Consider the following 24,167-nt stretch of genomic DNA (forward strand, 5'->3'; position numbering starts at 1 on the left):
TCGAGATGGTCGTTATGCATGGTTTTAAACAAAGCAACCGATCCACTCTCTGTGCGGTGCCCTCGCCGATTGCGGGACCGTGTGGCGGCATGGATGCCCCCACCGAGCCTACATGGACGTACTTGCAGTGTGTCCCGCGAGCGGTGAGGGCACCGCGCATTCGACCCACTCAGCGTTTGATCTGGACTTTTGACTGCATCCACCGAGATGCGGCCGACAAAACCGCTGCACTCACTGACAGGCGCTCGCTCGCTAGGTTTTGTTAGCCACTCTAAGCCAACGCAGCCGCTATCATGCGGTGATGTCTTCTTCCTCCCATTCGCTCTCGCTGCGCTGGCAATGCCTGCGCTTCGAGCAACTGAGCACCACGCAGCTGTATGCGCTGCTGCGGCTGCGCTCGGATGTGTTTGTGGTGGAGCAGCAGTGCGCGTACCCGGAGCTGGACGGCAAGGACGTGTTGCCGGGCGTGCTGCATCTGCTCGGCAGCACTGACGACGCTGCGTTGGCCGCGTATCTGCGCGTGTTGCCGCCCGGCGTGAGTTATCCCGAACCCGGTATCGGCCGGGTGGTCATTGCCGCCGCCCAGCGTGGTCACGGCTTTGCGCATGCGCTGCTACGCGAGGGCTTGCGCGTGGTGCAGCAACACTGGCCGGCCAGCGCCGTGCAACTGGGTGCGCAATCGCACCTGCAAGCGTTCTACGCCGCACACGGTTTTACGCCATCTTCCGCCGTGTATCTGGAAGACGGCATTCCCCACATCGACATGTTGCGTCGCGCCGACGCCGCCACCCAGGAGCTTGCATGATCACCACCCCCGACTACCGCGCCCTGCTCGACACCGCCATCGCCGAAGCCCGCCAAGGCCTGGCCGAAGGCGGCATCCCGATCGGCGCTGCGCTGTATCACAACGACGGGCGTCTGCTCGGTTGCGGTCACAACCGCCGCGTGCAGGAAAACGACCCGTCCGTGCACGGCGAGACCGATGCCTTCCGCAAGGCCGGCCGCCAGCGCCGCTACAAGGACACCATCATGGTGACCACGCTGGCACCCTGCTGGTACTGCAGCGGGCTGGTGCGCCAGTTCAATATCGGCACGGTGGTGGTTGGCGAATCGGTCACGTTCCAGGGCGGTGTGTCCTGGCTGCGCGAGCACGGCGTCAACGTCATCGACCTGCAAAGCCAGGAATGCATCGACCTGCTGGGCGGCTATATTTCCGCCAACCCCGATGTGTGGAACGAAGACATCGGCGAAGACTGACGCCGCTTGAGCAGACTGGACAGCGCTTGCCCGCACGCGTAAGCGCAGCGCACGCCGCGTTGCACCTGCCATCGGCACGCAATGCCTGGCACGCTCATCCGAGTTGATATCAATCAAGGTCTGTTGACACGCCCGGCGCTAAGCTCGCGTTTTACCCGATGGATCATTGATGGCAGCGGCCAACGAACAGGTGTCCAACACGTCCACTGCGCATTCCCTGCAGCTGGACATCGTCAGCCTGAGCGGTGCGTTGTGGAGCGGCGAAGTGCGCGAGGTGAGCCTTCCCGGAAGCGAGGGCCGCTTCGGCGTGATGGCACGGCACACGCCGTTGCTGACCATCCTGGCCGAAGGCATGCTGCATATCCACCCGGTCAGCGGCGAGCCGTTGCAGATCTATGTCTGCGGTGGCTATGTGGAAGTACAGCCGGACAAGGTGTTCGTGCTCGCCGATCTGGCCGCACGCAGCGAAGATCTGGACCAGGCGCGCGCGGAGGCGGCGCGGGCTGCAGTCACCTCGCCACTGGCCACCAGCCTGACCGACACCGCCTACGCGCAGGTGCACATGGAGTTACTGCATCGCTACAGCGCCAATCTGCGCCATGGTGGTTCTCGCTAACGATGGCACGCAGTCGCCGCGCAGCCTTGTGCATGCGCGCTGCAACCAGGCATGTCACGCGCTGTTGATTTCAATGCGCGATGCACGCAACGCAAAGGCCCGCCGAATCGGCGGGCCTTTGCGTTGCAACACGCTGCATCCCTTAAAGGATGTAGCGGCTCAGATCCGGATCCTGCACCAGCTCACCCAACTGCGCATCGACATACGCCGCGTCCACGGCGACGCTCTGTCCATCGCGATCCGGAGCTTCGTAGCTAAGCGTATCCAGCAAGCGCTCCAGCACCGTGTGCAGACGACGCGCACCGATATTTTCCTGGCGCTCGTTGACCTGCGCGGCGATCTCGGCCAACCGGTCCACTGCATCGGCGCCGAAGGTCAAATTGACGCCCTCGGTTTGCAACAAGGCTTCGTACTGCTTGATCAATGCGGCCTTGGGCTCGGTGAGAATGCGCACGAAATCGGCCTTGGTCAGTGCGGTCAACTCCACCCGGATCGGGAAACGGCCCTGCAATTCGGGAATCAGATCGCTGGGCTTGGCCAGATGAAACGCGCCGGACGCGATGAAGAGGATATGGTCGGTCTTGACCGTGCCGTACTTGGTCGACACGTTGGAACCTTCTACCAATGGCAGCAGATCGCGCTGCACACCTTCGCGACTGACATCGCCACCGGTCGAACCGGCTTCGCCACGCTTGGCGACCTTGTCGATCTCATCGATGAACACGATGCCGTGCTGCTCGCAGGCTTCGATCGCCGCCGCACGCACGTCGTCTTCGTTGACCAGCTTGCCGGCCTCTTCTTCGATCAGCAGCGGGCGCGCGGCCTTGATGGTGAGTTTGCGCTTCTGCGACTTGCCGCTGCCCAGATTGGAAAACATCTGCCGCAGCTGCTGGCCCATTTCTTCCATGCCCGGCGGGGTCATGATGTCCATGCTGGCGTTGACCGCGACTTCCAGTTCGATCTCGCGCTCGTCCAGCTCGCCATTGCGCAGCATGCGGCGAAACTTGATGCGGGTTTCGTTGTCTTGCGACGACGGCTCGTTACGCGCGGCTTCCGGATCGAAGCCAATCCCCGCTGCGCGGCGCGGCAGCAGCGCATCCAGGATGCGATCTTCGGCGCGCTCTTCGGCCTGGTTGCGCACGCGTACCTTGGCCTGCTCGCGATACAACTTGACCGAGGTGTCGGCCAGATCGCGAATGATCTGCTCCACGTCCTTGCCGACGTAGCCCACTTCGGTAAAGCGCGTGGCTTCGACCTTGACGAAGGGCGCATTGGCCAATGTGGCCAGACGTCGCGCAATCTCGGTCTTGCCGACGCCGGTGGGGCCGATCATCAGGATGTTCTTGGGCATCACTTCGTTGCGCAGTTCTTCGGGCAACTGCATCCGGCGCCAGCGATTACGCAGCGCGATGGCCACCGCGCGCTTGGCGTCGTGCTGACCAACGATATGACGGTCGAGCTCCTGCACGATTTCGCGCGGAGTCATGGTTGAGGTATCGGGATTTGGCATTGGGAAGTCGAGAATTGGGAATGGGGAATCGTGGGGCAAGAATCAAGAACCTATATCGTTAGAGTGGAGACGAAACCGCTGTTGCGATTCCCGATTCCCCACTCCCGATTCACAGCTCTTCGACCACCACATTGCGATTGGTATAGATGCAGATATCGCCAGCGATGTGGATCGCTTCGGTGGCGATGGTCTTGGCATCCAGTTCGGTGTGCGCCAACAGCGCGCGGGCGGCCGACAAGGCGTACGAACCACCCGAACCGATGGCGATGATGCCGTCTTCCGGTTCGATCACATCGCCGGTGCCGCTGATGATCAGCGAGGTCTCTTTATCGGCGACCGCAAGCAGGGCTTCGAGCTTGCCCAGGCGGCGCTCGGTGCGCCAATCCTTGGCCAATTCCACCGCTGCGCGAGTCAGCTGGCCGTGCTTGTCGAGCTTGGCTTCGAACAACTCGAACAAGGTGAACGCATCGGCGGCAGCGCCGGCAAAACCGGCCAGCACCTGACCCTCGCGGCCAAGCCGGCGCACCTTGCGCGCATTGCCCTTCATGACGGTATGGCCAAGCGTGACCTGGCCATCGCCGGCAACGGCGACATGCCCACCACGCCGAACCGAAATGATGGTGGTGGCGTGAACGATGTTGGGATTCTGGCTGGGGTCCATGGGTCCTCCGGGGGTTTCCAATGAGGTGGGGACGCCCCTGCCGGGTTCAAGCATGCTTCGCGCATGTGCTGCGGGCGGCTGATGCAGCGCGCTCAGACGGCAGGAGTGCGAGCGCACTGCTTGGACATGTCAGTGTGCGCGCGCTTCGCCCGCACTCACTCATCTCGGCGTTGGCGCAGGAAATCCTCGATGACGTTGAGCGGCGCTGGCGCTCGTACCCTCACCCCAACCCCTCTCCCGCCGGGAGAGGGGCTTAACAGCGTCATGCGTGCGGTGGTCGCTCAGCGACGTGCATCAACTGCACGCGACTGCACACAACTCAATCGGCGACCTCCTGCGCTGCACACCACTCAATCCGCGGCTTCCGGCACTACGCACCACTCACTCCGCAGCTTTCTTACGCTTGGCACGCGGATGCGCGGCGTCGTAGACCTTGGCCAGATGCTGGAAATCCAGATGCGTGTAGATCTGCGTGGTGGCGATATCGGAGTGGCCGAGCAACTCCTGTACGCCGCGCAGATCGCCGGACGATTCGAGAATATGGCTGGCAAAACTGTGCCGCAGCATATGCGGATGCACGTCCTTGAACATGCCCTGGCGTACCGCCAGTTGCTTGATGCGGATCTGTACCGCGCGTTGCGAAATCGCACCGCCCGCACGGCCGGGGAACACATGCGTTTCGGCACGCCCGCCGCTATCGCGCAGCCACGCGCGCAGTGCGGTAATCGCATGCGACCCCACCGGTACCAGGCGCTGCTTTTCGCCCTTGCCCAGCACCATCACCAGGCCGCTCTCCAGATCCAGATCGCGCCAGCGCAGCGCGCATAGCTCACTCAAGCGCAGGCCGGACGAATAGAACAGCTCCAGCAAGGCGCGGTCGCGCAAGCCCAGCGGCGCATCGGTCGGCACTTCGACCAGGCGCACCGCCTCATCGGCATCCAATACCTGCGGCAATTTGCGCGGCGCCTTGGGCGCACGCATCGCTGCTGCCGGGCTGGCCGCAATGCGGCCATGCTTGAGCAGCCAGGCGTAATAGCTACGGCATGCCGAGAGCCGGCGCTGCAGGCTCTTGGGCGACAGACCGCGTCGATGCTCGGCAGCGACGAACTGACGCAACTGCGCGCTGGTGAGTTGCGCGCTGTCCAGCAGCGCAGCATCCAACGGCGCGCCATCTTCACTCTTTTGCTCGGCCGCCCAGCTCACCAACGCGGCCAGATCGCGCCGATAGGCATCCAGCGTGTGCGCAGACACCTGCCGTTCGATCTGAAGATATGCAAGAAAGTCTTCGACCGAAGACATCTTTAAATTCCTCGCTGCCGCGCCATCGGAGCAACCATCCACTGCAGGTCGCTCGCATCGGCGCGCCCTGCGGTGCGCATCATGCGTCGAAGCGTTGCAGTGCGACGCTCAACGATTCGCCCATCATGCGCAGAAACAGCGTCCCCATGCCGGGATAGAAACGATTGGCATCGCTGCTGCCGACCGCGATCAGGCCGATGCCGGGCAACGGCAGCAGCGCAGTCGATTGCACCTCGGCGGCTTGCTCGGCATACAGCAGTGCATGTTTTTCGGTCTGCAGGCGGCCGCAGATCGGCTCGCCGTCGCTCAGACAATCGCGGAACGGCGCCAAGCGCGCGTCATCGGCGGCGATGACCTGCAGCCAGTCGGCGTCCAGTCCGGCAACCGGCGTCAGCAACACCAGCCGCACCAGTTCGCCATTGAAATCTTCTGCCAGCGAGGCCGCCATCGCCTTGAGCGTGTCGGCCGCGCTGGTCTGACGCATCAGCGCCAGCGTCAGTTGATGCGTGCGCACCGCCAGGCGTTCGTTGTCCTGGGCGTTGTGACCAAGTTCGTGCAATCGCCGCGACAGCTCACGATTCTTGTCGCGCAACACTTCCAGCTGATAGGTGGCCAGCGAGGCGGTCGGGCCGTCGTCGCGTGGTACCAGCAAACTCACCGCCAGATCCGGGAACTGTTTGAGGAAGGTCGGATGGCGTCGCAACCACGTGGCCACTTCGTGCGCGCTGAATTTATCCACGCTCTCGCTCATCAGTTCCACTCTCCATCGAAAACGAACACGGCCGGGCCGGACATCACCACTTCCTGCTGATCGCCGGCCCAGCGGATGCGCAGCTCGCCACCGGGCAAGGACACGCGCACATCGCGTTCCACACGGCCGCGCTGCATCAGCACCACGGCAGCTGCGCATGCGCCGCTGCCGCAGGCCAGGGTTTCGCCGACGCCGCGCTCGAACACGCGCAGACGCACATGCGTGGGCTCGACAACTTGGACGAAACCGACGTTGACCGAATCGGGAAACGCGGCATTCTGCTGCAACAATCCACCCACACGCTCCACCGGTGCAGCATCCACGCGACCCACCTCGATCACGGCGTGGGGGTTGCCCATCGACACCGCGCCAAAGCGCACGGTCTCGCCGTGCACCGGCAGCGCGTATTCCTCGCGCGCATGTGCAAAGCCGGCCAACGGGATCTGCGTGGGCTCGAAGTGCGGCACGCCCATCGCCACCGCATAGGTGCCGGCGTCCAGACGCTGCACGCGGTGCGCAGTGAACGGGCTGTCGATGACGAAATCATCGCCTTGCGCGGCGCCATCGCGCACCAACCAGGCGGCGACACAGCGCGCGCCGTTGCCGCATTGGCGCGCGGCCGAGCCGTCGGAATTCCAGATGCCGTAGGCGGCCACCGCCTCGCTGCTGCGTGGCGCTTCGATGGTCAGGATCTGGTCGCAGCCCACGCCGAAGTGGCGGTCGGCCAGACGTGCGGCCAGCGCGGCATCCGGCGGTGGCGTGCCGTCGCGCAGGTCCAGCACCACGAAATCGTTGCCGGCGCCATGCATTTTGGTGAAACGCAGACGCTCGCTGCGACCGTCAGCGCTCATTGCCGCGGCTAGCGGGCTGGTCGGTGGTGGGCGCGGGCTGGGTGTCGGTGTTCACCGGCGCAGGCGCCGGCGTCGACTCGTCCAGCGGTTGCGGCGCATCCGGCGGCTGCGGCACGGGCTGGGCTTCCACCGGCACCGGCTTCTGCGGCATCACCAGCGGGCCCTTGTTACCGCAAGCGGCAAGCAGGACAAAGGTCGCACCAACCAGTGCGAGGCGAACGGATGGTCGGGACAGAATACTCATGCACCGAAGTATAGCCAGAACACCCTGACTGCCGTGCGCTCAGGGCACGGTGGGCAGCGCGCGCGGTGGCGGCTCGGGGCGCAGCCACAGCCAGATCGCCACCACCGCCATGCTGCCGATCGACAGGCATTTGACCCAGAACACCGGCACGCACCACAGCATGATGCCGGCGCAGACGGTCATGGTGAGCGTGGCCATCCATTTGGCCTTGCGGCTGACCGCGCGATAGGTCTGCCATTCGACAATGGCCGGGCCGAAGCGCGGATGCGAGAGCAGCCAGTTGTGCAGACGCTCCGAGCCATGCGAGGCGGCCCAGGCGGAAATAAGAATGAAGACGGTGGTCGGCAACCCGGGCACGAAGATACCGACGATGCCGGTGGCCAGGCTGGCGTAGGCCAGCAACCACCAGGCCCAGCGGAATCGAGTCGGTCGCGTCATGGGTAAATGATACGACCAGTGGGCGTTGAGGTGGTCAGCGCATCCCCTTCTCCCACCGGGAGAAGGTGCCCGAAGGGCGGATGAGGGTACGTCTACACGCAGGGATGGGAGACACGTGCCCTTACGAATCCCCAATCCCAAACCCCAAATCCCCGCCCCTCACCTACTTGACCCCAAGCTGATCCAGCACAAACGCATACGACTCGGCCGCCTCGCGGTAGCGACGGAAGCGGCCGGACTTGCCGCCGTGGCCGGCTTCCATGTTGGTGCGGAACACGATCGGCTGGGTGCCGGTGTTGTCGTCGCGCAGTTTGGCGACCCATTTGGCCGGTTCCCAATACTGCACCTGCGAATCCCACAGACCGGTGCCGACGAACAACGCCGGGTAGGCCTGTTTCCGCACGTTGTCGTACGGGGAGTACGACAGCATGTAGTCGTAATAGGCCTTGTTTTCCGGGTTGCCCCACTCGTCGTATTCGTTGGTGGTGAGCGGGATGCTGGCGTCGAGCATGGTGGTGACCACGTCGACAAACGGCACCTGCGCCACCATCACGCGGTAGTCCTGCGGGGCCATGTTGGCCACGGCGCCCATCAGCAGGCCACCGGCGCTGCCACCGGAGGCGGCGACGCGATCCTTGGCTGCATAGCCCTGCGCAACCAGCCCACGCGTGACATCGACGAAGTCTGTGAAGGTGTTCTTCTTGTGCAACAACTTACCGTCGTCGTACCACTGCCGGCCCATCTCCTGCCCGCCGCGGATATGCGCGATGGCATACACCACGCCACGGTCCACCAGGCTGATCGCCGGCAGATTGAACGCCGGGTCCATCGACATGCCGTAGCTGCCATAGGCGTACTGGAACAGCGCGGCAGTGCCGTCCTTCTTGAAACCCTGCTTGTAGACCAACGACACCGGCACCTTGACGCCGTCGCGCGCGGTCACCCAGACGCGCTCGGTGACGTACTTGCTGGGGTCGTAGCCGATCACCGGCTGCTGCTTGAGCAACTTGCGCTCGCCGGTCTGCGTATTGAGTTCGTACGTCGTTGCCGGCGTGGTCAGCGAGGTATAGCTGTAACGCAGCCATGCGGTGTCCGACTCGGAGTTGATCGCCAGGCCCATCGAATACGCCGGCTCATCTGCCTTGACGTACTCATGGCTGCCATCGCGCTTGAGCAGGCGCACGCGTTCCAGCCCACCGGAGCGCTCTTCGATCGCCGTAAAGCCATCGAACAGCTCGAAGTTTTCGATGTAGACGTTGTCGTCGTGCGCCACCCAATCGGTCCACTGCTTGCGCGTGGTCGCATCGGTAGGCGCAGTCACCAGCTTGAAGTTCTTGGCGCCATCGGCATTGGTGCGGATCACCCAGCGGCCATCGAAATGCTCGGGGTGATACTCCACATCGCGCTCGCGCTTGGCCAGCACCGTGAAGCGCTCGGGCTTGTCGGCCGGTGCGTAGCGCGATTCGGACGACACCGTGCTTTCCACACCGATGACGATGTACTTGTCGTCGCGGGTACGGCTGATGCCCATGTAGAAGCTGTCATCCTTCTCCTCATAGACCAGCACGTCGCTCTTGGAGGGCGTGCCCAGCACGTGCTTCTTCACACGAACGGTGAGCAGTGTTTCCGGGTCGTTTTCGATATAGAACAGGGTCTTGTTGTCGTCGGCCCAGACCACGTTCGCGGCAACACCTTCCACGGTGTCCGGGTAGATCTCGCCGGTGTCCAGATTCTTGAAACGGATCGTGTACTGGCGACGGCCCACGGCATCGTCGGCCCAGGCCAGGATGCGATTGTCCTGACTGACTTCCGCATCGCCGACACTGAAATAGCCCTTGCCTGCGGCCATCTGATTGACGTCGAGCAGGATCTCTTCCGGCGCCTCCATGCTGCCCTTGCGGCGCGCCTGGATCGGGTAATCCTTGCCGGCTTCGAAACGGGTGTAATACCAGTAGCCACGTGCGCGATACGGCACGCTGGCGTCGTCCTGCTTGATGCGCCCGACGATCTCGGTATACAGCGTGTCTTCCAACGGCTTCAGCGGCGCCATCACCTTGTCGGTGTAGGCGTTCTCGGCGTTGAGGTAGGCCAGCATCGCCTTGTCTTCGCGCTTGTCGTCGCGCAACCAGTAGTAATCGTCGTTGCGGGTGGCTCCGAACGGGGCCTTGACCACATGCGGGTGCTTGGCCACGTCCGGCGGCGACGGGAGAGCTGCAAAGGCGGAAGGAACAGAAGTGGTCATCAGGCTGGCGATCAGAAGAGTCAGGACAGGCTTCATCAGATTGGGGTCCGTTGGATGAACGCAATGCCATCCCAGCGCCCGAGTGTAGAAGAGACCGGCGCGCAGCGTCATGTGCCAGGAGTCTGGTGCCGCGCGGGATAGCGATGTTGCGATTTCCGGGGTCTGGATGATCCTGTGCTGCCTTGCGGCAGGCAGGGAAGCGAGCGCTCGATCCCGATGGCCGTGCGTATCTGCGCGCAAGGACTGCGCTCGCATTCGGCGGGCACGCACCTGGTCCCGATAGTTATCCATGGTGACGCACACGCCCGGACGCGCGGTGATCTTTGCCGCGCGGTAACAAAACCTGTGCAATGACTGGTCTACCATCCTGCCGATGGATACCACGCCTCCGCACTCCTCCGGTTATAGCCGTCGCAGTCAGGACATCGCGCCGTTCCATGTGATGTCGCTGCTGGCGCGCGCCAACGCGCTCAAACAGGCCGGCCACGATGTGATCCACCTGGAAATCGGCGAACCGGATTTCACCACCGCCGCACCGATCGTTGCCGCCGGACAGGCCGCATTGGCCGCCGGGCACACCCGCTACACCGCCGCACGCGGCCTTCCTGCACTGCGCGCAGCCATCGCTGGGTTTTATGCGCAGCGCTATGGCTGCGACATCGATCCGGAACGCATCCTGGTCACGCCCGGCGGTTCCGGCGCCTTGCTGCTTGCCAGCAGTCTGTTGGTCGACCCGAACAAACACTGGCTGCTCGCCGACCCCGGCTATCCGTGCAACCGTCACTTTCTGCGCCTGGTCGAAGGCGCCGCACAACTGGTGCCGGTCGGCGCGGACACCGATTACCAACTGACGCCCGGCCTGGTGGACGCCTGCTGGAATGCCGATAGCGTCGGCGCACTGGTCGCCTCGCCGGCAAACCCTACCGGCAGCGTGCTGTCGCGCGAGCAACTGGCTGCGTTGTCGCAGACCTTGCATGCGCGCGGCGGCCACCTGGTGGTGGACGAGATCTATCACGGCCTGACCTATGGCATGGATGCGCACAGCGTGCTGGAAGTAGACGACAGCGCCTTCGTATTGAACAGTTTCTCCAAGTATTTCGGCATGACCGGCTGGCGCCTGGGCTGGCTGATCGCCCCACCCAGGGCGGTGCCCGAGTTGGAGAAACTCGCGCAGAATCTGTACATCAGCGCCTCCACGATCGCCCAACACGCCGCGCTGGCCTGTTTTACGCCAGAAAGCATCGCCATCTTCGAAGCCCGCCGGGCCGAGTTTCAGCAACGTCGCGATTATTTACTGCCTGCCTTGCGCGCATTGGGTTTCAAGATCGACGTCGAGCCGCAAGGCGCGTTTTATCTGTACGCCGATATCAGCGCATTCTCCGGCGATGCCCAGGCCTTCTGCGCCCACTTCCTGGAAACCGAACATGTCGCCTTCACGCCCGGCATCGACTTCGGTCATCACCGCGCCAATCAGCATGTGCGGATTGCATATACGCAGAGCTTGCCGCGGCTTGAACAGGCAGTAGAACGGATTGCGCGTGGGTTGCGGCATCTTTGATTTCGCGACGCGTGATTTGCACGGTCAATCTCTGCAGCTGCATTTAGCCGCAGCAGCACACTCATTGCAGTCGATATAGACAGCCATAGCTGCTGTTTTTCTGCCTCTGAGCTTTTTTGTTCTTTTGCTTTTGCGCTTCTGTTTTTGCGCTTTTGCTTTCTGGCTGCTGGCTTGTGCCTCCCCTCGCCCTAGAGCGAGCCGAGCACCGCAGCCACGCGTGGCCGAAGAGGCACCCTGTCTGAGCGTAGCGAGTTTGGGCGCCGTGCCGCGTGTGGCGAGGAGCGCAGGGCACCGGTGCGGCTCCATCGCACCGGATCGCGTCGGGCGACATGGTTTTGGTTACTTTTGCCGAAACAAAAGTAACCCGCGCCGCAAGGCGCGGAAGCCTTGGCTTTGGCTTTGGATTTGTCTCAAGCCTCTGTTCGAGACTCTACTTCTGAAGTTGCTTCATTGAGCAATGCATCAACTATCGCGCGCAAACCGTACCCTCATCCGCCCTTCGGGCACCTTCTCCCGCAGGGAGAAGGAAGCATAAAAAAGCCCTGAGCCAATCGACCCAGGGCTTTCTTCAGAGTAGGACACAACGAAAGCAACTCGACTTACAGAACCACTTTCGGCCGGCGCCTCAATCGGCCAACCGCTCCCACAGGAAGCTGTAGGCCAGCGCCGCCATATGCGCCGCCTGCGCATTGTTGGCCGCACCGCCGTGGCCACCTTCGATGTTCTCGTAGTAGGTCACGTCCTTGCCGGCCTCGATCATCTTGGCTGCCATCTTGCGCGCGTGGCCCGGATGCACCCGGTCATCGCGGGTGGACGTCAGGAAGATCACCGGCGGATAGGTCTTTTTCGGGTCGAACAGGTGATACGGCGAAAAAGTCTGGATGAATTTCCAGTCGTCGGTATCCGGGTTGCCGTATTCGGCCATCCACGACGCGCCGGCCAGCAGATGGCTATAGCGCTTCATGTCCAGCAATGGCACCTGCACCACTACCGCACCGAACAGCTCCGGATACTGGGTGAGCATGTTGCCGGTCATCAGGCCGCCGTTGCTGCCGCCCTGCACGCCCAGATGCTTGGTCGAGGTGATCTTGCGCGTGACCAGGTCCTTGGCCACCGCAGCCATGTCTTCGTAGGCCTTGTGGCGGTTCTGCTTGAGCGCGGCCTGGTGCCAGCGCGGGCCGTATTCGCCACCGCCGCGGATGTTGGCCACCACGTAGACGCCGCCCTTTTCCAGCCAGGCGCGGCCCATTGAGCCGGAATAATTCGGCGTCATCGAAATCTCGAAACCGCCGTAGCCGTACAGCAGCGTCGGTGCACTGCCGTCGAGCTTCAGGTCCTTGGGACGCACCAGGAAATACGGCACGCGGGTGCCGTCCTTGCTGGTGGCAAAGTGCTGTTCGATGCTGTCCTTGCCGGCATCGAAGAACGCCGGCATGGTCTTGAGCGGTTGCGGCGCGCTGCCCACCTCCACCCACGACAACGTGGTCGGGGTCAGATAATCGGTGACGGTCAACCACAGCGCGTCGCTGTCGTCGCTGTCCACCGCACTGACATCGACGGTACCGAACGCCGGCGCGCCGACGAAGGCGCTCTTCTTCCAGCCATCCTGCGAGGGGGTGACCACGCTCAGGCGATTCTTGACGTCCTCCAGCACGTTCAACACCAGGTGCGACTTGGTCCAGGCGATGCCCGCCAGCGAGGTGGTGTCGGTGGGCTCGAACAGCACATCGAAGTTGCGCTTGCCCGCCATGAAGTCGTCAAACCGCGTCGCCAGCAACGAGCCGGCCTTGTAGGTCTTGCCGCCCACCGTCCACGGGTCGCGCAGTTCCAGCGTCAGCCATTCGCGCTTGACCGCCTTGCTGGCCGAGTTGGGCGCATCCACCTTGACCAGCTTGCCGTCGGCACCCTTGAAATACAGCTCTTCGTTGTAGAAGGCCAGCGTGCGGCTGACGAAATCGCGCTCGAATCCAGGCGTGTCGTCGTGCATCGCGGCGATGTACATATCGGTCGGCTTGCCTTCGTACACCACCGTGGCTGCGCTCAGCGCATTGCCGCGCTTCCACTGCTTGGCGATGCGCGGGTAGCCGGAGCTGGTCAGCGCGCCGGGGCCGAAATCGGTGTAGACGTAGACGGTGTCTTTATCGACCCAGCCCAGGCCGCCCTTGGCCTCCGGACGGAAGAAGCCGTCCTTGACCCACTGCTTGCCGGCCAGATCGAACTCACGCGTGACATCGGCATCGGCGCCGCCGCGCGACAGCGCGATCAGGCAGCGCTGGTACTCCGGGCGCAGGCAGTCGGCGCCGTGCCAGACCCAGTTCTCGCCTTCGGCCTTGTTGAGCGCATCCAGATCCAGCACGGTTTCCCACTTGGGCGCCGGCTTGCGGTATTCGTCCAGCGTGGTGCGCCGCCATAGGCCGCGCTCATGCTGCTTGTCCTTCCAGAAGTTGTAGTAGTACGGGCCGATCTTCTGGACGCCCGGAATCTTGGCATCCGAATCCAGCACTTCGCGGATGCTGGTTTCCATCTGCGTGAACGCCGGTGTGGCAGCCAGCCGCGCTTCGGTCTTGGCGTTTTGCGCCTTCACCCACTCCAGCGGTTTGGCGCCGGTGACATCTTCCAGCCAGGCGTAGGGATCGTTGGACACGGCGGTTTCCTCTGCAGAGACGGCGCCAGCGGTGATCAGGCCGGCAACCAGGCAGATCGAGGCGAATTTGGACATGAATTTTCCGGGAGAACGAGCGGACGGCCGGACCGTAGCACAGCCCTCCGCCCGCTCGACCCTGCCGAAGGTCAGGCCGCGCGCACCTGTGGCGCGGTTCGCGAAGCGTTGCGTCGGCGCTGCGCCTGTGGCCCGCGCCGACGTGGCGCAGCCCGTCGCGTGCCGGGCCGCAGCAGGGTCGGCAACGCGAACCGGTGCAGGCTCCACCAGGCCAGCATCGGCATGCCGACCAGCCACAGCGGCAGCCAGCCGATCCACTCGCTGTGGCCGCGCGCGGCCGGCCACACCAGCACCAGGGCCAGCCCGGCCAGGGCAATCTGCCGGACCGGGCGCAGCACGCGCGGGTCGGGACGTTCGGAACGAGCGGTAGGACGATGCGACATGGCGGCACTCCGTGGCAGGTAAGGATCACAACAGGCCGGCAGGATTGCCTGCGTCCATCTCACCGACTGCGACCTGGGCGCGGCGCGGCGGAGACGGATGCGATTGCCGCCACCAATCCGGGCACCTGCGCCCCCCACTCAGGCGGGCAACACGCAGCCACCGACGCCAGACACGACCGTTGACGCGAACTTGCCCCCTGCATGAGGTAGTGTGCTGACCCAACCGCCCCTTTCGTGATGTTGCGATGCGCCTGACCGTTTCGATCGCCCTCGCTTTCCTGCTCGTCCTCGGCCTGCCCGTGGCGCATGCAAAGGACACACCAACCGACGAACCAGCGGTCGATCTGTCCAAGATCATGGGCACCTGGTATGTGATTGCGCGCATGCCCAATCCGGTGGAACGCGGCCATGTCACCAGCCGCGACGAGTACACCCTGGTCGAAGACGGCAAGGTGGCGGTGCGCTATCTGTATCGCGACGGTTTCGGCGAGCCTGAAAAAGAAGTCAGCGCACGCGCCTCGGTAGACGCAGAGAGCGGCAACCGCGACTGGCGGGTGTGGTTCTACAAGGTCATCCCGGCCAAGCAACGCATTCTTGAAATCGCACCGGACGGTTCCTGGATGCTGATCTCCTACCCCGGCCGCGACCTGGCCTGGATCTTCGCGCGCAAGCCGGACATGAGCCGCGACCAGTACCGCAAGCTGGTCGACAAGATGCGCGACGATTATTCGATCTACACCGACAAGCTCAAACGCGTGCCGCAGTTGCGCGAGCAGGTGGACCGCCTGGGCTTTGAAGTGCCGAACAAGCGCTGAGTGCACGCGTAGGGCGGTGGTTTCTGCACGCCGTCCGCAGCCGCTTGACGCGTGCGCGTTACGTCCTTCGCGCCATGCTCAGTCGTAATTGCTCAGCGCCAGCGACAACAATGCCTTGGCCTGTTCGCGCAACGACACCGGCTCGACGATTTCCGCATCCGAGCCGTAATGCAGCACGTCCATCAGCAGTTCGCGTGAGTTGCTGTACGGTACTTTGAGCTCGTAACGGCCGTCGGGCAGAAAGCGCCCCTGCTGCTTGGAATGCCAGTGCTCGTCGGCAACCCAGCGCGCGGCCTTGGCACTGAAGGCGATCGTCGCCCAGCCTTTTGGCGCGCCCGAGAAAATGCCGTAGCTGGCCGCCAACTGCTCGTCCAGCTCGCTGTCGGGCACATCGCGCGGCACGGTTTCGAGCAGGCGCGCGTGATTGATGCGGTCCACCGCAAAACTGCGTACGCCGTCGCGGCCGTGATCCCAGGCGTCCAGATACCAGTTGTCGCGGTAATGGGTGATGCGCTGCGGGGAGACGATGCGCTTGGTCGATTCGTCGGTGGAGCGCGCGCGGTAGTCGAAGCTCAGCTGCTTGCGCTCCAGCACGCCAGACGCCACGGTGCGGAAGCTCGCCTCGTCCAGCTTGCGCCCGCGGTGCGGAATCACCCGCACCCGATCCACCGGCCATTGCGAGACACCGGCCTGGGCGGCCAGCAACCCCTCGATGCGTTGCTGCAGCGGCGCCAGCATCGACGACAGCACCCCACCACCGGTGCGCGCGAGCAACTGCTGGGACGCCAGCAACGCGTGCAGCTCTTCCGAGCTCAACCACAGGCCGGGCAACTCGAATCGGTCGCTTTCGCCGGACAGATAGCGGAAGCCGGATTCGCCATCGCCCTCCACCGGCGCCATCAGCGCATCGCGCAGAAACGCCAGGTCGCGGTACACGGTTGCGCGGGAACAGCTCAGCTCATCCTGCAGCCGCGCCACCGTGACCGGGTAGCGTGCCGATTTGAGCAAGCGATGCAGGGAGTTGATGCGTTCGTAGCGGTCCATGCGTCGATTATGTCCGAGTCTTTGCGTGGCAGGGTGAGCGTCGATTGGCAGACTGCACGAAATCGCCGCACGACGGATCAAACGCTGCAACGGCGAGGCGCCAACTGCGCGTGGCGACCGGCTCACCCTTGCGATGCGGTCGCCTGGCCCTGGCTGGGCGCACGCTGCCACGTCCGTGCGGATGGTCATGGGTGCGATGCCAGCCATTGGCCGACTGCATTCGATCGCGTGATACCGCCGATGGCCTGCTGACGGCGATAAGCCCTTGCAATGGCTTGCCGCTGATGGCACGGCACAACAGAGATGGTTTCTGTCCAGGGTCTCGGCGGCCAGCGACCGAACCGCCAATGAAGCACGGCGTTCACCTAGTCATGACGTAGCCGCCCAGTCCGTTATCATGAAATCGCTTCCACCCTCTTTCGCCCCTGCCTTCCAAAGCGAGCCGCCCATGCCCCGCCGTGCCCCGTTGTCTGCCCTGCTGCCGCTGTTGTTGATCACGCCCACCGTCTGGGCCCAGGCAGTCGCACCGGCGCCGGTGGATCCGGCTGCGGCCTTGATGCCCTCGCCCTGGGGTGGAAGCAGTGGCGAGCTCGGCTATGCAGCCGCCCACGGCAACAGCACCACCGACAGCCTCAACGGCCGGGTGCGGTTGCGCTACACCGACGGCGACTGGATCCACAGCCTGGATGCCACCGCGCTGCGTTCCAGCTCGGAATACACCAATACCAACGACGACGGCAGCACCGAACGCGAGCGCCAAACCACCGCCGAGCGCTACACCGGCAGCGTGGGCAGTGCGTTGCAGCTGGGCGAACACCGCCAGCTCACCGCCACCGGCCGTTACGAACACGACGACTTCGCCACCTACGATCGTCTGGCCACCTTCGGTATCGGTTACGGCACGCGGCTGATCAACGCCGACCGTTTCTATCTGGATGCACAGGTGGGCCCGGGTATCCGCCGCGCGCACAACAGCGACGAAGATCGCAACGAGACCGGCCTGATCGGGCGCGGCCTATTCGATCTCAAATACACCGTCACCGACAACACCGATCTGATCAACACGCTGCTGGTGGAATCGGGCGAATACAACACCTATGCGCAGAACGATTTCGGCGTGCAGGTCAGCATGAACTCGCACTTCGCGCTCAAGGCCGCGTGGCAGATGCGCCACAACAGCGAGGTCAGCGAAGGCGACAAGAAAACCGACACGCTGACCACGGTCAACCTGGTCTACACGTTCAAGTAAGCGACCGCGAAGGTAGGAGCGGCCTTGGCCGCGAGGGTTTTACCGGTAAAGCCTCTCGCGGCCAAGGCCGCTCCTAAGAGGAGCAGGCGTTGCGTGAGAGCGGGCATTGCGTGCGTGGTGGCGACTTTGGAGCCTGCGCAGGTGTCGATGCAGGCCGCGTTACAGCTCAACGCTTGCGTCGGAGGTTGCCGGCCGCGTTAGAGCTCGGCCAACAACTGCGCGGCGCCCTTGTCGAACAGGCCCTGCGCGACCAGGCGACCGAGTGCTTCGGTGTCCTCGGCGCTGCCGTGCGCCTCGGCGTGGATCAGGCGTCCGTCGCTGGCGCTGCCGACCATGCCCTGCAGAAATAACCCGTCGCCTTCCCAGCGCGCGAACGCGGCCACCGGCACATGGCAGCTGCCATGCAACGCACGATTCATTGCCCGCTCGGCTTCCACGCAGGCGCGGGTGCGGCCGGCATCCAGCACCGCCAGCAGGCCGTGGATGTGCGCATCGTCGCCACGGCATTCCACTGCCACTGCGCCCTGGGCAGGTGCTGGCAACCACTCCGGCACGTCCAGCCGTGCGGTGATGCGCGCATCGAAACCCAGCCGCTGCAAACCGGCGCAGGCCAGCACGATGGCGTCGTAACCGCCGTTATCGAGTTTGGCCAGGCGGGTGTTGACGTTGCCGCGCAGGTCGATCAGTTCCAGATCCGGGCGCGCGGCGCGCAACTGCGCCTGGCGACGCAGCGAAGAGGTACCCACACGTGCGCCCAGCGGCAGCGCCTGCACGGTGGCGTAAAGGTTGGACACCAGCGCATCGGCCGCATCGCCACGCTCCATGATCGCCGGCAGCACGAACGGCGCGTCCAGTTCCATTGGTACGTCCTTGAGCGAATGCACCGCGCAATCGGCCTCGCCGCGCAGCATCGCCAGCTCCAGTTCCTTCAGGAACAGGCCCTTGCCGCCGATCGCGGCCAGCGAGCGGTCCAGCACTTCGTCGCCGCGGGTACTCATCGGCACCAGCACGACCTCCAGCCCGGGATGGTGCTGACGCAGCGCGGTGGCGACGTGTTCGCTCTGCCAAAGGGCGAGCGGGCTCTTGCGGGTGGCGATGCGGAGCGTGGTCATCCCGCCATTATCCCGGACCGGGCGCGTAACGCCTACCTGGAGCGCAAGCGGGCACCACGCGGCATCCGCATCGCTGACGGCCAACGGATCTCATCACCAGCGGCATGACGCGCCCTAACGCAATTGCTCGCGCAAACTGGCCACGCAGCGGCGGCTCACTTCCAGGGGTTGCGGCACATTGCGCAGCACTGCGTGCACCTGGCCATCGCCGCTGCGGCGCAGTTCCACCAGCTCGGCGCGCGCGACCAGGCAGTTGCGGTGGATGCGCACCAGGCGGTCGGCGAATTCGTCTTCCAGCGATTTGAGCGACTCTTCGATCAGGTCCTCGCCACGGGTGTGGTGGACGATGACGTACTTCTCTTCGGCCTGTAGATAGCGGATGTCGCCGATGGCGATCAGCCGCAGACTGCCGCGCAGACGGGCACACAAATGCGTGCGTAGCGGTGGCGGGGTGGCGCTGGGCGCGCGCCCGGCCAGAAAGGTCGCCACCTTTTCCAGTGCGGCGGCCAGACGTTCCGGGCGCACCGGCTTCATCAGATAATCCAGTGCGGCGGCGTCGAAGGCCGACAGCGCGTGCTGGTCGTAGGCGGTGCAGAACACCACCGCCGGCGGTTGCTGGCCTTGGCGCAGCAGGCGCGCGGTTTCCAGGCCGTCGACGCCTGGCATGGCGATGTCCAGCAGCACCAGATCCGGATGCAGGTGCTGGCATTGCTGCAGCACCTGCTGGCCGTTTTCGGCCTCGCCGATCACCTCGACGTGCGGATGCTCGCCCAGCAGCATGCGCAGGCGCTCGCGCGCCAGCGGCTCGTCATCGGCGATCAGCACCCGCACTTGCGTGGCCGTCATGGACTCCCCCTCGCTGCCGTGACTTTCCCCTCACGGCAGCGGCAATGTGATCTCACAGGCATAGTAGCCCTCAGCCCAGCTGGCCGCCATCCGTGCCCCGGCCCCGAACTGAAACGCCAGCCGGTGCGAGATGCTGGCCTGGGCGTGCCCGGCGCCGGCAAGCAGCGGCAACTGGGTGCCCGGCTGCGGGGCCGGATTGACGATGCGGATCTGCAACTGGTTGCCGCGCTGGCGCAACGACAGGTACAGCGTGCCGCCCTCGGGCAGGCGCGAAATTCCGTGCAATACCGCATTTTCCACCAGCGGCTGCAGCACCAGGCGCGGCATCGGCAATTCCCACAGCAAGGGTTCCTGGCGATGCCAGCGCACCTGCAGGCGTTCGCCCAGGCGCAGCGATTCGATCGCCAGATAGCGCTCGGCCAGTTCGCATTCGGCGCGCAAGGTGGACAGGCCTTCGCCGGCACCGAGCGCGGCACGGAACAGATCCGACAGATCCAGCACCGCCTGCTCGGCCACCACCGGGTCGCGCCGCAACAGGCTGGCGATCAGATTCATGCTGTTGAACAGAAAATGCGGGCGGATGCGCGCCTGCAAGGCATCGGCCTGCGCGCGCGCATTGGCCTGCACCTGCGCTTCCCAGCGGTCGCTGACATAGAAATAGCGTAGCGCCAGCGCGGTGATCAGCACCACCGTGGCGGCGCTACCGAGGGTGAACCGCCAGAAGCCCACCAGCGGCCCCAATGGCGCCTGCCCGAGTACCGCATACAGGCCGTGCACGATGCCGGCGCCGAGCATCGCCACGACGGCGGCGATCGATAACGCAGTCAAGCCGCCCAGCTTGGGCGGCAGCCGCGACAGGCTGGGCCGCAAGACGCATAGCAGCACGGTGACGGCCAGCGCCAACCACAACGCCAACCCGCTGGCCGACACGAAACGCGACAGCGTGATGCTACGCGCCGCGCCGGCATCGGGCACCAGCGTCACCACCAGCACCACCAGTTCGGCCAGCCCCAGCATCGCGCCCAATCGTGGCAGCCGGCACAGGTCCGGCATCCAGGCGATCTGTGGCGCGCGCGGGGCCATGCACTCAGGCGGCGGTGAAGCGCGCCTGCATCCAGTTGCGCAGCGCCTCGATCTCTTCCAGGCAGACCTGATGTCCCATCGGGTAGGTGTGCCATTCCAGTTCAAAGCCGAGCGTGCGCAAGGTCTGTGCGCTCTGCTCGCCGGCACCGAACGGCACCACCGGGTCGGCGCTGCCATGCGCCATGAACAACGGCTGGCGGGTGGCAGCCGGCTGCACCTGGCTGGCGGCGGCTGTTGGGTCGGGCAGATAGGTCGACAGGGCGATCAGCCCGGCCAGCGCAACGCTGCGCTGCAGACCGACCGCCAGGGTCACTGCGCCGCCCTGCGAGAAGCCGGCCAGCAGGATGCGCTCGGGCCCGATGCCGCGGGTCTGCTCATGGGCGATCAACGCCTCGATCTGGGCCACCGATTCGGCGATGCCGGCCTTGTCGGCACGATGTGCGAAATCCATGCCGACGATGTCGTACCAACCGCGCATGCGCACGCCGTTGTTGATGGTGATCGGGCGGATTGGCGCGTGCGGGAACACGAAGCGCAGCGCCGGCCAGTGCGGGCGCACCAGTTCCGGCACCATCGGGGCGAAGTCGCTGCCATCGGCACCCAGGCCGTGCAGCCACAGCACGGTCCACTGCGGGTTCGGTCCGGTCTCGCGTTCGATCACTTCCAACATGGTCCAGCTCCGCTTGCGGGCTGGGCATTATGCCTTGCGACATCGGCCGACCCGATCACGCAGCGGGCAAGCCACGCGTGGCGATCGGTCCGGGCGTGCCTGGCGCGGCCTGACAGGCACGAGCTGCATGCGCGGCAGGCCGCGCGCAGCGTGCCGTGCTCAGATCAGCGAGGGCTCCAGCGCGGCGGCGCGGCGCAGTTCGGCCGCACGCACCAGCACCTTGGGCGGGTCGAGTTCTTCGGGAATGCAGAAGATGCCGGCCCGCCGCAGACCCAGGCCGGTGCGGCGCAACGAGGTCAGTGCCACCACCGGAATGGACAAGGCCATACCGATGATCACCGGCGCCATCCAGGCCGCCAGCGACGGCGAGACCACATAGGCCATCGAGCCCATGAACAGGCCGAATATGGTCAGCCCGCCGTAGCTGCGCAGCAGCGCCGGCCATGCCAGCTTGCCGTCGTCGCGCACCTGTGCGTCCCAACCCGAATCCTTGCCGGCCAGCACTTCGAACACGCCGCGCGACTGCAGATACATCACCACCGGCGCCATCAGGGCCGCCAACACGGTTTCCAGCAGGATGCTCAGCATGGCGCGAAACGCACCGCCGCAGGCACGCAGTTCGCGCGGGTTGAGCAGCAGTGCGATATAGCCCAGCAGCTTGGGCGCGAGCAGCACGAACATGGTGCAGGCGAAGATCCAGATCGCGTTGCCTTCGCTGCTACCGTGCCAATAGCGCGCCGGCGAGAACGGCAGGCCCTGGGCCAGGTCGATGCCGGCCCCGGCCAGCGGAATGCCGATGCCGATCAGCATCAACATGCCCCACATCGGCGCGGTGAAGTAATGCCCGATGCCGATCATCATGTGCATGCGGCTGATCCAGTGCAGACCCTTGGCGCCGACGACCTTGGCGTGCTGCAGGTTGCCCTGGCACCAGCGACGGTCGCGGATCAGCAGGTCGGTCAGCGTGGGCGGGCCTTCTTCGTAGCTGCCCTGCAGGTACGGCACCATGTGCATGGCCCAGCCGCCGCGCCGCATCAGCGCCGCTTCGACAAAATCGTGGCTGAGCACGTGGCCGCCGAACGGCTTGCGCCCGCGCAGCGCCGGCAGGCCGGCGTGATCGGCAAAGGCCTGGGTGCGGATGATGGCGTTGTGGCCCCAGTAATTGCTCTCGGCGCCATGCCACCAGGCCACGCCGAAGGCAATGATGGGCCCATACACGCGGCCACCGAACTGCTGCATGCGGGCAAACAGGGTCTGCCCGTTGACCACCGCCGGCAGGGTCTGGATCAGCCCCACGTCCGGGTTGTTTTCCATGCCGGCGACCAGCCGCACGATGGTGTCGCCGGTCATCACGCTGTCGGCGTCCAGGATCAGCATCTGCGGGTAGCTGCCGCCGAAACGACGCACCCAGTCGGCCACGTTACCGGCCTTGCGCGCGGCGTTATCGGCGCGGCGCCGGTAGAAGATGCGCCCATGCCCGTCGACGCGATCGCACAGCTCGTTGTAGACCAGTTCTTCGGCAGCGCCGATGTGTTCGCGGGTGGTGTCGCTGAGCACGAAGAAGTCGAAATGTTCCAGCTGGCCGGTCTCGGCCACCGATTCGTAGATCGCCTGCAGGCCGGCCAGCAGCCGGCGCGGGTCTTCGTTGTAGGTGGGCATCAGCAACGCGGTGCGGGTGTGCAATGTCGGCAGCGGTGCATCCGGGTCGATGCCAAGCTTGCGTCCGGCGCGCGCCACCACGGTGACAAAGCCGGCCACCGCGCTGGCGAAGGACATCGCGATCCAGGCAAACAACAGTATGAACAGCCCGAGCAGGCAGCCTTCCAGCACGCTGATGCCGCCGGGCCACAGCACGCTCAGCATCACCCATACCGCCACGGCAGTGGTGGCGAAGGTGCCGCCGATCAGATAGAAACGCCGCACGCCGATACCGACCGGCGCAGTACGCTGATGCGGCACCTGCAGGCTGCCTTTGCGTAGGTCTTGTTCGGGCATCGCCAGCGGCCCTTCAGGCGGCAGCGTGGGCTGGCCGGCGTCGAGGGCGGAGATGGAGGGAAATTCGGTAGGTGCGGGAGAAGAAGTCACAGTGCCGTCCATCAAGGCTGCCCGTCGCGCAAAGGCGACAGCGCGAGCTGAAACGGGAGATCCATCCCCGCTATGTAAAATGCCGTTGCCACACGCACCGTGTCGTGGGCGAGCCCGACGGTGTGCGACCACGTCGCAGGTTTGGCAGCTCTAAGACCACTCCGATGCACAAGCTCTCCTGGCTGCAACTTCACGTCGCGGCTCATCCTAAAGAATCGATCGTTAAGGAAGCGAAGGCCGCTTTCTGCCGTCTTCGCCCCACCCGACGAGGACAGCGCGGCAGACTACGCCGCAGCGACCGAACACAACCCCAACAGATTGCAGCCTGACGCACGCGCTGTCACGGGCGGCGAACCACGCAGTCACGTAAGACAACTGCAAGTGATGTGCCAGGAAGTGCAATCGTTTGCATCGCCAGTGGGCTGACGCTGGCGATCGCGGCGGTGACGCTGACTGGAGACGCTGACTGGAACTGAAGGCGGCGTGCGCGTCATGATGTATCGGAATCAGCGATGTGGGTCCTGCACCAACTTCAATGCAGGCCACGAACCGTGCGTTCCGCGCAAGCTCATCACTTCAAGACAACCAGGATTTCGAGTCGTTGCGTCGTTTAGGTGCGATCAAAAGCTTGGTTAGTCGAGGGCGCGGTGCCCTCACCGCTCGCGGGACACGCCGCAAGTACGTCCATGTAGGCTCGGTGGCGGCATCCATGCCGCCACACGGTCCCGCAATCG

The 24,167-nt window shown here is 64.7% G+C and carries 22 protein-coding genes; 6 read left to right on the forward strand and 16 right to left on the reverse strand.

Annotation, left to right across the window (positions count from 1 at the left end; genetic code table 11):
• Positions 1 to 301 precede the first annotated feature (301 nt).
• The 3 genes from ABS769_RS08290 to atpC all read left to right on the forward strand — a co-directional run bounded on the left by ABS769_RS08290 (position 302) and on the right by atpC (position 1,873).
• Complete coding sequence (locus ABS769_RS08290; RefSeq protein WP_317061255.1) at positions 302 to 805, forward strand: GNAT family N-acetyltransferase; 504 nt, start codon at positions 302 to 304, stop codon at positions 803 to 805.
• The gene (locus ABS769_RS08295) at positions 802 to 1,257 is read left to right on the forward strand and encodes a nucleoside deaminase (protein ID WP_006451321.1); all 456 of its coding nucleotides are present in this window, start codon (positions 802 to 804) and stop codon (positions 1,255 to 1,257) included. Before ABS769_RS08290 ends, ABS769_RS08295 begins: the two co-directional genes overlap by 4 nt.
• 169 nt (positions 1,258 to 1,426) lie before the next feature.
• Positions 1,427 to 1,873: an ATP synthase F1 subunit epsilon gene (gene atpC / locus ABS769_RS08300; protein ID WP_023905186.1), complete on the forward strand. Its 447-nt coding sequence runs from the start codon at positions 1,427 to 1,429 to the stop codon at positions 1,871 to 1,873.
• 142 nt (positions 1,874 to 2,015) lie between these two features.
• Here the strand turns inward: atpC and hslU are convergent, their stop codons facing one another.
• From hslU to ABS769_RS08340, 8 genes are all read right to left on the reverse strand, one after another.
• A complete protein-coding gene (hslU, locus tag ABS769_RS08305) occupies positions 2,016 to 3,383 on the reverse strand; it encodes an ATP-dependent protease ATPase subunit HslU (RefSeq protein WP_043889451.1) in 1,368 nt (455 codons plus the stop codon).
• A 109-nt stretch (positions 3,384 to 3,492) separates the two neighbouring features.
• On the reverse strand, positions 3,493 to 4,044 hold the full coding sequence (gene hslV / locus ABS769_RS08310; protein WP_006451318.1) for an ATP-dependent protease subunit HslV: 552 nt from the start codon (positions 4,042 to 4,044) through the stop codon (positions 3,493 to 3,495).
• 381 nt (positions 4,045 to 4,425) lie between these two features.
• Positions 4,426 to 5,343 carry a tyrosine recombinase XerC gene (xerC, locus tag ABS769_RS08315; RefSeq protein WP_317061256.1) on the reverse strand — a complete coding sequence of 306 codons (918 nt, stop codon included), beginning with the start codon at positions 5,341 to 5,343 and terminating at the stop codon, positions 4,426 to 4,428.
• Positions 5,344 to 5,422: 79 nt separating this feature from the next.
• On the reverse strand, positions 5,423 to 6,094 hold the full coding sequence (locus ABS769_RS08320; protein WP_006451316.1) for a DUF484 family protein: 672 nt from the start codon (positions 6,092 to 6,094) through the stop codon (positions 5,423 to 5,425).
• Positions 6,094 to 6,945, reverse strand: a complete 852-nt coding sequence (gene dapF / locus ABS769_RS08325; protein WP_233380880.1) for a diaminopimelate epimerase — start codon at positions 6,943 to 6,945, stop codon at positions 6,094 to 6,096. Before dapF ends, ABS769_RS08320 begins: the two co-directional genes overlap by 1 nt.
• Entirely contained in the window at positions 6,935 to 7,189 is a 255-nt protein-coding gene (gene lptM / locus ABS769_RS08330; RefSeq protein WP_104549567.1) for an LPS translocon maturation chaperone LptM, read from the reverse strand. Before lptM ends, dapF begins: the two co-directional genes overlap by 11 nt.
• Before the next feature lie 39 nt (positions 7,190 to 7,228).
• Complete coding sequence (locus tag ABS769_RS08335; RefSeq protein WP_317061259.1) at positions 7,229 to 7,627, reverse strand: YbaN family protein; 399 nt, start codon at positions 7,625 to 7,627, stop codon at positions 7,229 to 7,231.
• A 163-nt stretch (positions 7,628 to 7,790) separates the two neighbouring features.
• Positions 7,791 to 9,905 carry a S9 family peptidase gene (locus ABS769_RS08340; RefSeq protein WP_317061260.1) on the reverse strand — a complete coding sequence of 705 codons (2,115 nt, stop codon included), beginning with the start codon at positions 9,903 to 9,905 and terminating at the stop codon, positions 7,791 to 7,793.
• Between the two features lie 337 nt (positions 9,906 to 10,242).
• Here ABS769_RS08340 and ABS769_RS08345 point away from each other — a divergent pair, with 337 nt between their 5' ends.
• Complete coding sequence (locus ABS769_RS08345; RefSeq protein ID WP_317061261.1) at positions 10,243 to 11,427, forward strand: pyridoxal phosphate-dependent aminotransferase; 1,185 nt, start codon at positions 10,243 to 10,245, stop codon at positions 11,425 to 11,427.
• Positions 11,428 to 12,052: 625 nt separating this feature from the next.
• Here ABS769_RS08345 and ABS769_RS08350 read toward each other — a convergent pair.
• Both ABS769_RS08350 and ABS769_RS08355 read right to left on the reverse strand, forming a co-directional pair.
• Positions 12,053 to 14,146, reverse strand: coding sequence for a prolyl oligopeptidase family serine peptidase (locus tag ABS769_RS08350; RefSeq protein ID WP_317061262.1), 2,094 nt, complete (start codon positions 14,144 to 14,146; stop codon positions 12,053 to 12,055).
• 71 nt (positions 14,147 to 14,217) lie between these two features.
• A complete protein-coding gene (locus ABS769_RS08355; protein ID WP_168958678.1) occupies positions 14,218 to 14,529 on the reverse strand; it encodes a hypothetical protein in 312 nt (103 codons plus the stop codon).
• Between the two features lie 245 nt (positions 14,530 to 14,774).
• On the opposite strand from ABS769_RS08355, the gene ABS769_RS08360 reads away from it, so the two are divergent.
• Positions 14,775 to 15,344, forward strand: a complete 570-nt coding sequence (locus ABS769_RS08360; RefSeq protein ID WP_006451608.1) for a lipocalin family protein — start codon at positions 14,775 to 14,777, stop codon at positions 15,342 to 15,344.
• A 78-nt stretch (positions 15,345 to 15,422) separates the two neighbouring features.
• Here ABS769_RS08360 and ABS769_RS08365 read toward each other — a convergent pair whose 3' ends face one another.
• Positions 15,423 to 16,388, reverse strand: coding sequence for a helix-turn-helix transcriptional regulator (locus ABS769_RS08365; protein WP_006451607.1), 966 nt, complete (start codon positions 16,386 to 16,388; stop codon positions 15,423 to 15,425).
• A gap of 448 nt (positions 16,389 to 16,836) precedes the next feature.
• On the opposite strand from ABS769_RS08365, the gene ABS769_RS08370 reads away from it, so the two are divergent.
• Complete coding sequence (locus tag ABS769_RS08370) at positions 16,837 to 17,637, forward strand: DUF481 domain-containing protein (RefSeq protein ID WP_317061263.1); 801 nt, start codon at positions 16,837 to 16,839, stop codon at positions 17,635 to 17,637.
• 197 nt (positions 17,638 to 17,834) lie between these two features.
• Here ABS769_RS08370 and hemC read toward each other — a convergent pair whose 3' ends face one another.
• The 5 genes from hemC to mdoH form a co-directional block, all read right to left on the reverse strand.
• Positions 17,835 to 18,749 (reverse strand): hydroxymethylbilane synthase, encoded by a 915-nt coding sequence (gene hemC, locus ABS769_RS08375; protein WP_074058319.1) that lies wholly within the window; start codon positions 18,747 to 18,749, stop codon positions 17,835 to 17,837.
• Positions 18,750 to 18,863: 114 nt separating this feature from the next.
• Complete coding sequence (locus ABS769_RS08380) at positions 18,864 to 19,595, reverse strand: LytR/AlgR family response regulator transcription factor (protein WP_210762892.1); 732 nt, start codon at positions 19,593 to 19,595, stop codon at positions 18,864 to 18,866.
• 30 nt (positions 19,596 to 19,625) lie between these two features.
• Positions 19,626 to 20,678, reverse strand: a complete 1,053-nt coding sequence (locus tag ABS769_RS08385; RefSeq protein ID WP_317061264.1) for a sensor histidine kinase — start codon at positions 20,676 to 20,678, stop codon at positions 19,626 to 19,628.
• A 4-nt stretch (positions 20,679 to 20,682) separates the two neighbouring features.
• On the reverse strand, positions 20,683 to 21,348 hold the full coding sequence (locus ABS769_RS08390) for an alpha/beta hydrolase (RefSeq protein ID WP_317061265.1): 666 nt from the start codon (positions 21,346 to 21,348) through the stop codon (positions 20,683 to 20,685).
• Positions 21,349 to 21,507: 159 nt separating this feature from the next.
• Entirely contained in the window at positions 21,508 to 23,445 is a 1,938-nt protein-coding gene (gene mdoH, locus ABS769_RS08395) for a glucans biosynthesis glucosyltransferase MdoH (protein WP_317061266.1), read from the reverse strand.
• Positions 23,446 to 24,167: the final 722 nt, after the last annotated feature.

It is taken from the genome of Xanthomonas hortorum (assembly GCF_040279205.1).
GTDB classification, from domain to species: domain Bacteria; phylum Pseudomonadota; class Gammaproteobacteria; order Xanthomonadales; family Xanthomonadaceae; genus Xanthomonas; species Xanthomonas hortorum_F.